The organism is Lacihabitans lacunae (assembly GCF_042649125.1).
Taxonomy (GTDB): domain Bacteria; phylum Bacteroidota; class Bacteroidia; order Cytophagales; family Spirosomataceae; genus Leadbetterella; species Leadbetterella lacunae.
Genome location: NZ_JBHRYQ010000001.1, coordinates 4675847 through 4692875, shown reverse-complemented (window position 1 = coordinate 4692875; position 17029 = coordinate 4675847). Strand labels below are relative to the sequence as shown.

Here is a 17029-nt window from a genome sequence, read left to right as displayed (position 1 = left end):
TGAAGCTTCCGTTTCCTTCTTGTGCCGTTACTGTTGCTGTTCCGTTTTTCTCTCCGAAACATGCTACTGGTGTTGCTACTGCTGTTGCAGTTAATTGCTTAGGCTGAATTACTTCTACCGTTGCCGTTACTGTACATTGTTTTGCATCCTTAACCGTAACTGTATATGTACCTGCTCCTAAGCCTGTGGCTGTTGCAGTCGTTTGTACTGGGATGGTGCTCCATGCATAGGTGAAGCTTCCGTTTCCTTCTTGTGCCGTTACTGTCGCTGTTCCGTTTTTCTCTCCGAAACATGCTACTGGTGTTGCTACTGCTGTTGCAGTCAATTGCTTAGGTTGAATTACTTCTACCGTTGCCGTTACTGTACATTGTTTTGCATCTTTAACCGTAACTGTATATGTGCCTGCTCCTAAGCCTGTGGCTGTTGCAGTCGTTTGTACTGGGACCGTGCTCCATGCATAGGTGAAGCTTCCGTTTCCTTCTTGTGCCGTTACTGTCGCTGTTCCGTTTTTCTCTCCGAAACATGCTACTGGTGTTGCTACTGCTGTTGCAGTCAATTGCTTAGGTTGAATTACTTCTACCGTTGCCGTTACTGTACATTGTTTTGCATCTTTAACCGTAACTGTATATGTGCCTGCTCCTAAGCCTGTGGCTGTTGCAGTCGTTTGTACTGGGATCGTGCTCCATGCATAGGTGAAGCTTCCGTTTCCTTCTTGTGCCGTTACTGTCGCTGTTCCGTTTTTCTCTCCGAAACATGCTACTGGTGTTGCCACCGCTGTTGCAGTCAATTGCTTAGGTTGAATTACTTCTACCGTTGCTGTTACTGTACATTGTTTTGCATCTTTAACCGTAACTGTATATGTCCCTGCTCCTAAGCCTGTGGCTGTTGCAGTCGTTTGTACTGGGACCGTGCTCCATGCATAGGTGAAGTTTCCGTTTCCTTCTAGTGCCGTTATTGTCGCTGTTCCGTTTTTCTCTCCAAAACATGCTACTGGTGTTGCTACTGCTGTTGCAGTCAATTGCTTAGGTTGAATTACTTCTACCGTTGCCGTTACTGTACATTGTTTTGCATCTTTAACCGTAACTGTATATGTGCCTGCTCCTAAGCCTGTGGCTGTTGCAGTCGTTTGTACTGGGATCGTGCTCCATGCATAGGTGAAGCTTCCGTTTCCTTCTTGTGCCGTTACTGTCGCTGTTCCGTTTTTCTCTCCGAAACATGCTACTGGTGTTGCCACCGCTGTTGCAGTCAATTGCTTAGGTTGAATTACTTCTACCGTTGCTGTTACTGTACATTGTTTTGCATCTTTAACCGTAACTGTATATGTCCCTGCTCCTAAGCCTGTGGCTGTTGCAGTCGTTTGTACTGGGACCGTGCTCCATGCATAGGTGAAGTTTCCGTTTCCTTCTAGTGCCGTTACTGTCGCTGTTCCGTTTTTCTCTCCGAAACATGCTACTGGTGTTGCTACTGCTGTTGCAGTCAATTGCTTAGGTTGAATTACTTCTACCGTTGCTGTTACTGTACATTGTTTTGCATCTTTAACCGTAACTGTATATGTGCCTGCTCCTAAGCCTGTTGCTGTTGCAGTCGTTTGTACTGGGATCGTGCTCCATGCATAGGTGAAGCTTCCGTTTCCTTCTTGTGCCGTTACTGTCGCCGTTCCGTTTTTCTCTCCGAAACATGCTACTGGTGTCGCTACCGCTGTTGCAGTTAATTGCTTAGGTTGAATTACTTCTACCGTTGCTGTTACTGTACATTGTTTTGCATCCTTAACCGTAACTGTATACGTCCCTGCTCCTAAGCCTGTGGCTGTTGCAGTCGTTTGTACTGGGATCGTGCTCCATGCATAGGTAAATGTTCCGTTTCCTTCTTCTGCCGTTACTGTCGCTGTTCCGTTTTTCTCTCCGAAACATGCTACTGGTGTTGCCACCGCTGTTGCAGTCAATTGCTTAGGTTGAATTACTTCTACCGTTGCTGTTACTGTACATTGTTTTGCATCCTTAACCGTAACTGTATATGTGCCTGCTCCTAAGCCTGTGGCTGTTGCAGTCGTTTGTACTGGGCTTGTGCTCCATGCGTATGTAAATGTTCCGTTTCCGTCTGCTGCTGTTACTGTTGCTGTTCCGTTCTTCTCTCCGAAACATGCTACTGGGGTTGCAGTTGCTGTTGCAGTCAATACTTTTGGCTGAATTACTTCAACTGTAGCGGTTACTGTACATTGTTTTGCATCCTTAACCGTAACTGTATATGTGCCTGCTCCTAAGCCTGTGGCTGTTGCAGTCGTTTGTACAGGGCTCGTGCTCCATGCATAGGTGAAGCTTCCGTTTCCTTCTTGTGCCGTTACTGTCGCCGTTCCGTTTTTCTCTCCAAAACATGCTACTGGTGTTGCTACTGCTGTTGCAGTCAATTGCTTAGGTTGAATTACTTCTACCGTTGCCGTTACAGTACATGAATTAGCATCTGTAATGATTACTGAATATGTTCCTGCTGTTAAACCTGATGCTGTTGCAGTATTTGCAGAAGCAGTGTTACTCCACTTATAGGTATAAGGTAGAGTTCCACCTTTGATTTTAACAGTTGCAGATCCATTATTTTCTCCGAAACATTTTACATCAATTGATGTAATTGCTCCATCAAACTCTAATGGCTCTGGAATTTTAACACTGGTTGTTGCCGAAATCAAAGGACATTTATTATCAGCAGCTATTGTATTTGTAATAATATAATTACCTGCATTTGCTAGTGCTACAGTAATATCTCCAGTGCTTGCATTTAATGCAGTTCCCAAAGCTGGGCTAGAGGTAAATACCCCAGCAACTGATCCATTTACAAAGGTAGGAATTAGAATAGTACCATCTTTGAAACAGAATTTTGTAACTGGATAATTAAATTCAGCAGTTTTGATACATTTATAATAACCAGCATCAATAGTTAAATTTGATTCACCACTAACTAGATTTATCGAAATAGTTTTTCCAGTTATTGTATCTGCGTCAGAATCTTTAGAATTATCTGAACCTTGATTTATAGGACTAGAAGTATAATCACCTCCAGCTCCTGGCGTAACAAATTCAACAACATAATTCCCTGGCTTTAAATTTTCAAAAATATATTTACCAGTTCCGTCTGTAGTGGTCGTTAAATTTACAATGTTTCCTTGACCATCTGTACCAGATAATTTAACTGTAACATTTGGAATACCAATTTCTCCTAAATCTTGGATACCATTCTTGTTCGTATCTTCCCAAACGAAGTCGCCCAATTTGGCTGGCTTGTAGAAACCGGCATCGATCGTTGGGTTGTTTTCGCCACTTGCTAATACTACTGCAATTGTTTTTCCTGTCGTAATATCTGCATCGCTATCTTTTGTATCGTCGGTGCCTTTGTCTTTACTTGTTGGCTCATAGCCTGTTGGCTTACCAAATTCTACTACATATTGTACGCCTGGCTTCAAGTTCGTAAACTCGTATTTACCTGTTGCGTCTGTCGTTGCATTCGTTACTGTTGCTCCACTTGCATCTTTCGCTGGGTTACCTGCGGCGTCTAATAATTTTACAATTACTCCTGCAATTGGGCTTTCGCCGACATCTTGGATGCCGTTGTAGTTCTTATCTTCCCATACATAGTCCCCTAACTTTGCTGGCTTGAAGTATCCGGCATCGATCGTTGTATTGTTCTCGCCACTTACTATCGTTACTGGAGTTGTAGCTCCTGTTGTCTTATCTGGATTACTGTCTTTCGCTGGATCGGTTCCTTGCGTTGGATCTGTCGTTGTAAATCCGGTTGGTTTTGTAAACGTTACTGTATACGTTCCTGGCTTCAAGTCTGTAAATTCATACTTACCTGTTGCATCTGTAGTTGCGGTTAACGTTACTGGATTTCCAGATCCGTCTGTACCTGTTAAGGTTACCACTACGCCTGGGATTCCAGCTTCACCTGCATCTTGGATGCCGTTACCGTTCGTATCTTCCCAAACGAAGTCGCCCAATTTGGCTGGCTTGTAGAAACCGGCATCGATCGTTGGGTTGTTTTCGCCACTTGCTAATACTACTGCAATTGTTTTTCCTGTCGTAATATCTGCATCACTATCTTTTGTATCGTCTGTGCCTTTGTCTTTACTTGTTGGCTCATAGCCTGTTGGCTTACCAAATTCTACTACATATTGTACGCCTGGCTTTAAGTTCGTAAACTCGTATTTGCCTGTTGCGTCTGTCGTTGCATTCGCTACTGTTGCTCCACTTGCATCTTTCGCTGGGTTACCTGCGGCGTCTAATAATTTTACAATTACTCCTGCAATTGGGCTTTCGCCTGCATCTTGGATGCCGTTGTAGTTCTTATCTTCCCATACATAGTCCCCTAACTTTGCTGGCTTGAAGTATCCGGCATCGATCGTTGTATTGTTCTCGCCACTTACTAACGTTACTGGAGTTGTAGCTCCTGTTGTCTTATCTGGATTACTGTCTTTCGCTGGATCGGTTCCTTGCGTTGGATCTGTCGTTGTAAATCCGGTTGGTTTTGTAAACGTTACTGTATACGTTCCTGGCTTCAAGTCTGTAAATTCATACTTACCTGTTGCATCTGTAGTTGCGGTTAACGTTACTGGATTTCCAGATCCGTCTGTACCTGTTAAGGTTACCACTACGCCTGGGATTCCAGCTTCACCTGCATCTTGGATGCCGTTACCGTTCGTATCTTCCCAAACGAAGTCGCCCAATTTGGCTGGCTTGTAGAAACCGGCATCGATCGTTGGGTTGTTTTCGCCACTTGCTAATACTACTGCAATTGTTTTTCCTGTCGTAATATCTGCATCGCTATCTTTTGTATCGTCGGTGCCTTTGTCTTTACTTGTTGGCTCATAGCCTGTTGGCTTACCAAATTCTACTACATATTGTACGCCTGGCTTTAAGTTCGTAAACTCGTATTTGCCCGTTGCGTCTGTAGTTGCATTCGCTACTGTTGCTCCACTTGCATCTTTCGCTGGGTTACCTGCGGCGTCTAATAATTTTACAATTACTCCTGCAATTGGGCTTTCGCCTGCTTCTTGGATGCCGTTGTAGTTCTTATCTTCCCATACATAGTCCCCTAACTTTGCTGGCTTGAAGTATCCGGCATCGATCGTTGTATTGTTCTCGCCACTTACTAACGTTACTGGAGTTGTAGCTCCTGTTGTCTTATCTGGATTACTGTCTTTCGCTGGATCGGTTCCTTGCGTTGGATCTGTCGTTGTAAATCCGGTTGGTTTTGTAAACGTTACCGTATACGTTCCTGGCTTCAAGTTTGTAAATTCATACTTACCTGTTGCATCTGTGGTTGCGGTTAACGTTACTGGATTTCCTGATCCGTCTGTACCTGTTAACTTAACTTCTACGCCTGGGATTCCAGCTTCACCTGCATCTTGGATGCCGTTACCGTTCGTATCTTCCCAAACGAAGTCGCCCAATTTGGCTGGCTTGTAGAAACCGGCATCGATCGTTGGGTTGTTTTCGCCACTTGCTAATACTACTGCAATTGTTTTTCCTGTCGTAATATCTGCATCACTATCTTTTGTATCGTCTGTGCCTTTGTCTTTACTTGTTGGCTCATAGCCTGTTGGCTTACCAAATTCTACTACATATTGTACGCCTGGCTTTAAGTTCGTAAACTCGTATTTGCCTGTTGCGTCTGTCGTTGCATTCGCTACTGTTGCTCCACTTGCATCTTTCGCTGGGTTACCTGCGGCGTCTAATAATTTTACAATTACTCCTGCAATTGGGCTTTCGCCTGCATCTTGGATGCCGTTGTAGTTCTTATCTTCCCATACATAGTCCCCTAACTTTGCTGGCTTGAAGTATCCGGCATCGATCGTTGTATTGTTCTCGCCACTTACTAACGTTACTGGAGTTGTAGCTCCTGTTGTCTTATCTGGATTACTGTCTTTCGCTGGATCGGTTCCTTGCGTTGGATCTGTCGTTGTAAATCCGGTTGGTTTTGTAAACGTTACCGTATACGTTCCTGGCTTCAAGTCTGTAAATTCATACTTACCTGTTGCATCTGTAGTTGCGGTTAACGTTACTGGATTTCCTGATCCGTCTGTACCTGTTAAGGTTACCACTACGCCTGGGATTCCAGATTCACCTGCATCTTGGATGCCGTTACCGTTCGTATCTTCCCAAACGAAGTCGCCCAATTTGGCTGGCTTGTAGAAACCGGCATCGATCGTTGGGTTGTTTTCGCCACTTGCTAATACTACTGCAATTGTTTTTCCTGTCGTAATATCTGCATCACTATCTTTTGTATCGTCTGTGCCTTTGTCTTTACTTGTTGGCTCATAGCCTGTTGGCTTACCAAATTCTACTACATATTGTACGCCTGGCTTTAAGTTCGTAAACTCGTATTTGCCTGTTGCGTCTGTCGTTGCATTCGCTACTGTTGCTCCACTTGCATCTTTCGCTGGGTTACCTGCGGCGTCTAATAATTTTACAATTACTCCTGCAATTGGGCTTTCGCCTGCATCTTGGATGCCGTTGTAGTTCTTATCTTCCCATACATAGTCCCCTAACTTTGCTGGCTTGAAGTATCCGGCATCGATCGTTGTATTGTTCTCGCCACTTACTAACGTTACTGGAGTTGTAGCTCCTGTTGTCTTATCTGGATTACTGTCTTTCGCTGGATCGGTTCCTTGCGTTGGATCTGTCGTTGTAAATCCGGTTGGTTTTGTAAACGTTACCGTATACGTTCCTGGCTTCAAGTCTGTAAATTCATACTTACCTGTTGCATCTGTAGTTGCGGTTAACGTTACTGGATTTCCTGATCCGTCTGTACCTGTTAAGGTTACCACTACGCCTGGGATTCCAGATTCACCTGCATCTTGGATGCCGTTACCGTTCGTATCTTCCCAAACGAAGTCGCCCAATTTGGCTGGCTTGTAGAAACCGGCATCGATCGTTGGGTTGTTTTCGCCACTTGCTAATACTACTGCAATTGTTTTTCCTGTCGTAATATCTGCATCGCTATCTTTTGTATCGTCTGTGCCTTTGTCTTTACTTGTTGGCTCATAGCCTGTTGGCTTACCAAATTCTACTACATATTGTACGCCTGGCTTTAAGTTCGTAAACTCGTATTTGCCTGTTGCGTCTGTCGTTGCATTCGCTACTGTTGCTCCACTTGCATCTTTCGCTGGGTTACCTGCGGCGTCTAATAATTTTACAATTACTCCTGCAATTGGGCTTTCGCCTGCTTCTTGGATGCCGTTGTAGTTCTTATCTTCCCATACATAGTCCCCTAACTTTGCTGGCTTGAAGTATCCGGCATCGATCGTTGTATTGTTCTCGCCACTTACTAACGTTACTGGAGTTGTAGCTCCTGTTGTCTTATCTGGATTACTGTCTTTCGCTGGATCGGTTCCTTGCGTTGGATCTGTCGTTGTAAATCCGGTTGGTTTTGTAAACGTTACTGTATACGTTCCTGGCTTCAAGTCTGTAAATTCATACTTACCTGTTGCATCTGTAGTTGCGGTTAACGTTACTGGATTTCCAGATCCGTCTGTACCTGTTAAGGTTACCACTACGCCTGGGATTCCAGCTTCACCTGCATCTTGGATGCCGTTACCGTTCGTATCTTCCCAAACGAAGTCGCCCAATTTGGCTGGCTTGTAGAAACCGGCATCGATCGTTGGGTTGTTTTCGCCACTTGCTAATACTACTGCAATTGTTTTTCCTGTCGTAATATCTGCATCACTATCTTTTGTATCGTCTGTGCCTTTGTCTTTACTTGTTGGCTCATAGCCTGTTGGCTTACCAAATTCTACTACATATTGTACGCCTGGCTTTAAGTTCGTAAACTCGTATTTGCCTGTTGCGTCTGTCGTTGCATTCGCTACTGTTGCTCCACTTGCATCTTTCGCTGGGTTACCTGCGGCGTCTAATAATTTTACAATTACTCCTGCAATTGGGCTTTCGCCTGCTTCTTGGATGCCGTTGTAGTTCTTATCTTCCCATACATAGTCCCCTAACTTTGCTGGCTTGAAGTATCCGGCATCGATCGTTGTATTGTTCTCGCCACTTACTAACGTTACTGGAGTTGTAGCTCCTGTTGTCTTATCTGGATTACTGTCTTTCGCTGGATCGGTTCCTTGCGTTGGATCTGTCGTTGTAAATCCGGTTGGTTTTGTAAACGTTACTGTATACGTTCCTGGCTTCAAGTCTGTAAATTCATACTTACCTGTTGCATCTGTAGTTGCGGTTAACGTTACTGGATTTCCAGATCCGTCTGTACCTGTTAAGGTTACCACTACGCCTGGGATTCCAGCTTCACCTGCATCTTGGATGCCGTTACCGTTCGTATCTTCCCAAACGAAGTCGCCCAATTTGGCTGGCTTGTAGAAACCGGCATCGATCGTTGGGTTGTTTTCGCCACTTGCTAATACTACTGCAATTGTTTTTCCTGTCGTAATATCTGCATCACTATCTTTTGTATCGTCTGTGCCTTTGTCTTTACTTGTTGGCTCATAGCCTGTTGGCTTACCAAATTCTACTACATATTGTACGCCTGGCTTTAAGTTCGTAAACTCGTATTTGCCTGTTGCGTCTGTCGTTGCATTCGCTACTGTTGCTCCACTTGCATCTTTCGCTGGGTTACCTGCGGCGTCTAATAATTTTACAATTACTCCTGCAATTGGGCTTTCGCCTGCATCTTGGATGCCGTTGTAGTTCTTATCTTCCCATACATAGTCCCCTAACTTTGCTGGCTTGAAGTATCCGGCATCGATCGTTGTATTGTTCTCGCCACTTACTAACGTTACTGGAGTTGTAGCTCCTGTTGTCTTATCTGGATTACTGTCTTTCGCTGGATCGGTTCCTTGCGTTGGATCTGTCGTTGTAAATCCGGTTGGTTTTGTAAACGTTACCGTATACGTTCCTGGCTTCAAGTCTGTAAATTCATACTTACCTGTTGCATCTGTGGTTGCGGTTAACGTTACTGGATTTCCTGATCCGTCTGTACCTGTTAAGGTTACCACTACGCCTGGGATTCCAGCTTCACTTGCATCTTGGATGCCGTTACCGTTCGTATCTTCCCAAACGAAGTCGCCCAATTTGGCTGGCTTGTAGAAACCGGCATCGATCGTTGGGTTGTTTTCGCCACTTGCTAATACTACTGCAATTGTTTTTCCTGTCGTAATATCTGCATCGCTATCTTTTGTATCGTCGGTGCCTTTGTCTTTACTTGTTGGCTCATAGCCTGTTGGCTTACCAAATTCTACTACATATTGTACGCCTGGCTTTAAGTTCGTAAACTCGTATTTGCCCGTTGCGTCTGTAGTTGCATTCGCTACTGTTGCTCCACTTGCATCTTTCGCTGGGTTACCTGCGGCGTCTAATAATTTTACAATTACTCCTGCAATTGGGCTTTCGCCTGCTTCTTGGATGCCGTTGTAGTTCTTATCTTCCCATACATAGTCCCCTAACTTTGCTGGCTTGAAGTATCCGGCATCGATCGTTGTATTGTTCTCGCCACTTACTAACGTTACTGGAGTTGTAGCTCCTGTTGTCTTATCTGGATTACTGTCTTTCGCTGGATCGGTTCCTTGCGTTGGATCTGTCGTTGTAAATCCGGTTGGTTTTGTAAACGTTACCGTATACGTTCCTGGCTTCAAGTTTGTAAATTCATACTTACCTGTTGCATCTGTGGTTGCGGTTAACGTTACTGGATTTCCTGATCCGTCTGTACCTGTTAACTTAACTTCTACGCCTGGGATTCCAGCTTCACCTGCATCTTGGATGCCGTTACCGTTCGTATCTTCCCAAACGAAGTCGCCCAATTTGGCTGGCTTGTAGAAACCGGCATCGATCGTTGGGTTGTTTTCGCCACTTGCTAATACTACTGCAATTGTTTTTCCTGTCGTAATATCTGCATCACTATCTTTTGTATCGTCGGTGCCTTTGTCTTTACTTGTTGGCTCATAGCCTGTTGGCTTACCAAATTCTACTACATATTGTACGCCTGGCTTCAAGTTCGTAAACTCGTATTTACCTGTTGCGTCTGTCGTTGCATTCGCTACTGTTGCTCCACTTGCATCTTTCGCTGGGTTACCTGCGGCGTCTAATAATTTTACAATTACTCCTGCAATTGGGCTTTCGCCTGCTTCTTGGATGCCGTTGTAGTTCTTATCTTCCCATACATAGTCCCCTAACTTTGCTGGCTTGAAGTATCCGGCATCGATCGTTGTATTGTTCTCGCCACTTACTAACGTTACTGGAGTTGTAGCTCCTGTTGTCTTATCTGGATTACTGTCTTTCGCTGGATCGGTTCCTTGCGTTGGATCTGTCGTTGTAAATCCGGTTGGTTTTGTAAACGTTACCGTATACGTTCCTGGCTTCAAGTTTGTAAATTCATACTTACCTGTTGCATCTGTGGTTACGGTTAACGTTACTGGATTTCCTGATCCGTCTGTACCTGTTAACTTAACTTCTACGCCTGGGATTCCAGCTTCTCCTGCATCTTGGATGCCGTTACCGTTCGTATCTTCCCACACGAAGTCGCCCAATTTGGCTGGCTTGTAGAAACCGGCATCGATCGTTGGATTGTTTTCCCCACTTGCTAATACTACTGCAATTGTTTTTCCTGTCGTAATATCTGCATCGCTATCTTTTGTATCGTCTGTGCCTTTGTCTTTACTTGTTGGCTCATAACCTGTTGGCTTACCAAATTCTACTACATATTGTACGCCTGGCTTCAAGTTCGTAAACTCGTATTTACCTGTTGCGTCTGTCGTTGCATTCGCTACTGTTGCTCCACTTGCATCTTTCGCTGGGTTACCTGCGGCGTCTAATAATTTTACAATTACTCCTGCAATTGGGCTTTCGCCTGCTTCTTGGATGCCGTTGTAGTTCTTATCTTCCCATACATAGTCCCCTAACTTTGCTGGCTTGAAGTATCCGGCATCTAAAGTAAGATTTTCATCATTTATGCCTAAAGCAATAATTTGAGTCATTCCAGAAACTGGATCAGCATCACTATCTTTTGCATCATCTGTACCCTTATCTTTATCTGTAGTAGTAAATCCAGCCGGTTTAGAGAATGTTACTTTATAATCTCCTTTAACTAAGTCAATAAATAAATATTTACCATCAGTACCAGTGGTTGTAGTTTTAGTAACAATATTTCCAAAAGCATCAGTACCACTAAGAGTAACTAAAACTCCTTGAATTCCTGGTTCTCCTGTTTCTTGTATACCATTTCCATTTTTATCTTCCCAAACAAAATCTCCAATTTTAGAAAGACACGTATTAACTACAACTGCAACAGTTGCTGTAGTGGTACAACCACTTGCACTTGTAACTGTCAATGTATAAGTACCTGCCGCTGCTAAAGGTGCATTTATAATACTTGGATTTTGAGTAGAATTATTGAAACTGTTTGGTCCAACCCACTTATATGAGACTGCATTTGTCCAAGTTCCTGATTTTAAGTTAATAGTTTCTGTTTGGCAAACTGGACTTACAGCAGGAATAGAACCTGCAGGTAACGGATTTACTGTAACCTTAATATCATCTGTTACTGTACACCCGTTATCTGTGGATGTTTTACAAGTAACTATATATGTGGTAGTTGTGGTTGGGGAAACCGTTACATTGGCAGTCGTAGAAGTGATTCCTTGATTCCATGTTAATGTACCTCCTGCACAACCTGTTGCAACTAAATCTATTGATTTACCTAAACAAATCTCTACATCATTTCCTAAAGAAACTGTCGGTGTTGCTACCGTTGTTATTTTTCCAGTTGCTGTTGCTATACAGCCATTAGTATTCGTACACGTTGCAGTATACGTTACTGCTCCAACTCCACTTGGAGTTACGGTAAGTGTGATACCTGAAGCATTGGTATTCCAAGTAACAGTTCCTACACAACCAGTAGCTGTGAGAGTGGCCGTTCCACCTAAACAAACTGTTTTTGAATCTACCGAAATAATTGGATTTGGATTAACCGTAACTTTAATATCATCTGATACTGTACACCCGTTATCTGTAGATGTTTTACAAGTAACTATATATGTGGTAGTTGTGGTTGGTGAAACTGTTACATTGGCAGTGGTAGAAGTGATTCCTTGATTCCACGTTAATGTACCACCTGCACAACCTGTGGCAACTAAATCTATTGATTTACCTAAACAAATTTCAACATCATTTCCTAAAGAAACAGTTGGTTTTGCAACCGTAGTTATTTTTCCAGTTCCAGTGGCAATACAGCCGCTTGTATTTGTACATGTAGCCGTATATGTTACTACACCTGTTACAGCTGGAGTTACTGTAAGGGTTGTTCCTGTAGCATTAATATTCCATGTTACATTTCCTACACAACCTGTAGCTGTAAGCGTAGCAGTTCCACCTAAACAAACAGTTTTAGAATCTACTGAAATTATTGGATTTTGATTTACCGTAACTACTGTTGTAGCGGTAGCTGTACATTTATTTGGAGCAGTCACTACAACTGTATAAGTACCTGGTTTAGTAGTAGTTGCGACAGCAGTTGTCTGCGTCGTAAACCCAGCTGGTCCCGTCCATACATAGGTAACACCTGGGGTAGTTGAACTCGCGGTTAATGTAACATTTGTACCATCACATTTTGGTGAATTGTTAGTTGCAGTTACTGTAATTGGATCTGATTTCGAGCAAGCAATTAGCTCAACATTATCTATATCCCATACTGAATTTGAATAACCATTTCCTACCGGTTGGTAAGCTGTCAATTCAAAATCAAATTTGGTATTTGCTGCTGTAAAACAAAAATCTGCATCAGAAGTAAAGTCGATAATTTCATTTGTCCAATTAGTACTTGAAATAGATTTAACTACTGGCCCATACACTAAAGTGCCATTTTTGTAGACCCTTACTGCATATTTTGTTGGATAATTATTGTTACCTGTACCACCCGAAGAAGCTGGCTTAGGTGCATACACTAAATCTTTATTAGCTCTTTGATTAAATGTTAATTTAGTAACACATCCATTTTGAGATGGAGAAAGCGTAGCTGAGAACTTAATTGCTTTTGTCCAATCAGCTGTACTTGAATTTCCTGCTGAAACACACATTGCAGCATCTGTTCCAGAAACACCAGAATATCCAACGGTACAACTATGTGGGTTGTTATTTGGATCATTTCTGTAAATATTGGTACCTGAAATTGAGCTAAAATTACTGTTATTTGTATTAGTTGGATATGCGGCTATAAATTCAGAATAAGAATAAGCCTTATCTAAAGCTGCACATTGGTTTAGATCCCATTTGATAATTGACTTTGGATCACAAGTTAAACACACATTTGTTTGACAATTTGGATCAACTTCAACTGTAATAGTTTCTGAAGTCGAGCATGAACTCGAGCTACAAGTTACTGTATATGAAGTAGTAACAGTTGGTGTAACCGAAATCTTAGCAGAGGTTTGGCCTGTACTCCAGCTAATGGTATTTGGGCTTAAACAATTATCTACAGTTAGGTCTACTTTTTCACCTTTACAAATTTTTGCATTGCTAACGTTGATGTTTGGTTTTTGAACCGAAGTTCCACAACATCCATTTAATTTAACGTTGTCAATTTCCCAAACTGAACACCCATTTGCTGGATTGTAACCTACAATTTCAAAATCAAAAGTAGCTGCTGCGTCAGAAACAAAGAATTCTGTTTCATCTAAAGCAACAGTAGTTGATTTCCACGAAGTAGTTAAACCGGTTATTGTTTCGGTATGAGCTAGAGCTCCATTTTTGTAAACATATAATACAAGAGATTGAGCTCCACCTGAAGTACACTGATATCCAGATCTTTTGTAACTAAACGAAAGTTCACCTAAATTATATGCCTTGTTAGTTCCCGGAGTAATAGTAGTACTAAACTTAACTGCTTTGCTATTTCCTTGACCTGGTTTTGTAGTTGAATTAACTCCATCTACGCACATGGCATAAGAATTATCTGGACCAGTAGCACAAGAGTGCTTATTTACATCTGGATTCTCTCTGTAGATTGTACTCGCTTCTATTTTCGAGCAACCACCTGTATATGTCTTAGGCGTAAATTCACCATACCAGTTTCCACCAGTACCTGTATTACAAGAATTTAAATCCCATGAAACTAAATTGGTAGGAGTACAGTTTGGCAAACAAACTGGTGTACCATCACAATTAGAATCTACAACTACATTTACTGTACTAGTTGCAGAACAATTTTTTCCACCAGATGTAAATGAAACTGTTACTGTATATATTCCAGCTTGATTCGTTTGAACATTTGCAATATTATACGTCTGGGTACTACTCACAACTGAGCCACCCGGTGCTTTCCAAGAATATTTCAAATTACAAGTCTCCGGTACATTTCCTTTAAATTGTGCATTTAGTGAAATTGATCCGTCTTTACAAACGCTCGATGCTGATGCACTAGCCTCAAGAGCAAATTGAGAAATATTTCCTAGGTTCATATTGAAATCTCCGTGTGTAGACTTCATTGACCATTTATTAACTCCTATATTGGTTATGTTGACTTCAAACCATCCACTTGCTCCAAAATTATTGGTATTGATATTCGCTCCAGTACCCACTTGAAATGCGGGCATTGTATTGGAAACATTGTCAGAAATAGTAGCTTCCAAATTTTCATAAATTCCACCACTAACACCCGTTACTTTTCCTAAAGCAGAAGTGTAGTAATACAAATCATTCCCATAGGTTGAACAAGAATTTGCTTTTGGACTATATGTTGGGGTTACTGCTGTTCTTGAAGATAGATTGTATTCGATATTAACACAATCATTGCTACCTCCTCCGACTGCACAAGCCGTACCATATATTTTGGCTGTACCATCGCAATATTCCTCAAACTTCAAATCTTTCGATTTAAAATAAGCATAATTTGATTTGCCGGTAGCTGAGGTCATGTTTAACCAAAACGAATAATACTTAGTTGCACTAGCATTACAAGCTCCTTGCAATAAATTATCGGTTAAAGTTCTAGTTCCAGAAAAACAAATTGGATCAATAGTACCAATAGTTTTAACAGTAATGACATGCTTTACGAATGTGCCACAATCATCAGTTGGTTTAAAATTGGCATAATAGTAATAGGTTCCTTCAGTAGATGGGGCAGTCACATCTAAACTTGCAACACCATTACTAACATTAGAACCTCCAACTACCGTTTTGTTTGTCAATAGTGAATATGAACTAACATTCTGAGTAGATCGAACCCATTCAACGTAAACCGTGTTTGGTGCATTTGTGGAAACACTCAAGTCAAATATTTGACCAGGATTTACTTGTGCCGTAGAAGGGGTAGGTTCCGTTAATGTATAAGGACAAAAGTTTTCACAATCTAAAACAAACTGTAAGCTTTTTGTACATGAAGTATTTACATCTTTCACTGTAACAGTATATGTACCCGCACCTAAACTTGAAAAAGTATTTGAAGACTGATATGACCCTGAACCAATTTTATATTGATATTCTCCACTCCCTCCCGATGCGTTAACCATTATCGAACCATTTGTTTTAGAACAAGATGGTTTTGTCATCGATCCTTGAAGTATACTTAATGGTGTAGTGTAACATTTAACAAAATTTACATTATCAAATTTTAAAGCTGTACCACTCGCATATCCATATATTCTTACCTTAGTAGTATTGTTTGGAATTACTCCCGTAAAATTTACTGAATTAAAATTTGGGTATTCTTGTAAAGTATAAGAAGGGCTAGTTTCACTTAATAGGGTTGAACCATTATAAAACTGTAGCTTAAAGTAAGAATTAGTACCAGCGTGTCTTGCGGTAATAGCCGAAAAAGTATAGTTTCCTCCTGCAGTAACATTTACATCTTGATAGACATAATAATTACCACTGTAATTGCTATTATTTAAAATCGCATAAATCCCCGAAGGACCAGAAGATGCTCTTACCAATTCCCCATTGGGTGCAGTCCAATTATTTAAATTAGATTCAAAGTCTGAATTTTGAATAAGATTATTAGTAGTACATGCACAAGCTGGAGGTGCTGGTTCACAACTTACGTTTGTATTGAAGATTTGATAATGAACTTCTCCACCACCAAAATGCCAATAAGATTGCGTAATAATTTGACCTTCAACGTCAGAACTTGTAACTTTCTTTACTTTGCAAAAAGGAGCATATATAGTTCCTATTGCTTTGTTGTCAATAATATTTATTGTGTTACTTACTCCTGCATTATAAAAATTATAAATGATGTATTTACCCAATGCATTAACATCACTAATGCTAACTCCAGACCCTGCTATTAAATTAGCAGGTGAGAAGTTAACATCTTGATTATTCATGTTAACGTTAATAACTAAAGGGGAACTTGCAGAAGGTGCAAAATTTTGAAATATTATTTCTCCGTTAATAGCTTCTAATTCCGCTTTTGAAAGATTAATAACATTTGTCTTGTTATTACTTAAGTAAAAATTATATCGTCCACCTCCAATATCTATTTTAGAAACATTTTGCGTACAACCGCTCATTGTATTAGAATTACTTTGGTAGGTGGCAAACAAAGTCTCTTTGTTTACATAACTGTCAATCTTCGCTTGCGTAACGGTAACTGTTCCACTAGGCTGCAGATAATTAATTTGAAGAAACCTGCCTGAGGCATCTTTAATTTTCGTAGTACCACTACTATTATCTTGAGTCATGCCAGTAAAGTCACCAATCTTTACATAACCGTTTTGGTTTACATTTCCATGGCCTCCACTTGAGGTCAAAATCATTTTTCCTCTCACCACAACATGGGCGGCTTTACTGTCTCCAGAAAACACAAGTGTTCCAGGTTGATTGTTGCTAAAATCCGTTGCAGAAGAAATTGTTAAATTTCCTCCCACAAAAACTGGACTATGCGTATCGCCCCCGTTAAAGGTCGCATCACCCTTTGACACTACTCCAAAATTGTAGGTCCCTTGAGTAGGATTAAATTGTCCAAATGAAAAACTAACTGCATTTAAAAAAAATACAGCTAAAAGTAAAATGGACTTGTGAATAAAAATGTAAAATCTTTTCAT

Annotated in this window: 1 protein-coding gene (only partly in view); it reads right to left on the bottom strand. The window is 41.4% G+C overall.

The window, feature by feature from the left end; translation table 11 throughout:
• Positions 1–17029: the start of an SdrD B-like domain-containing protein gene (locus ACFOOI_RS19915; RefSeq protein ID WP_379839846.1), read on the bottom strand. It extends 20408 nt beyond the left edge of the window; the window shows 17029 of its 37437 coding nt (coding positions 1–17029); it begins with the start codon at positions 17027–17029; the stop codon falls past the left edge of the window.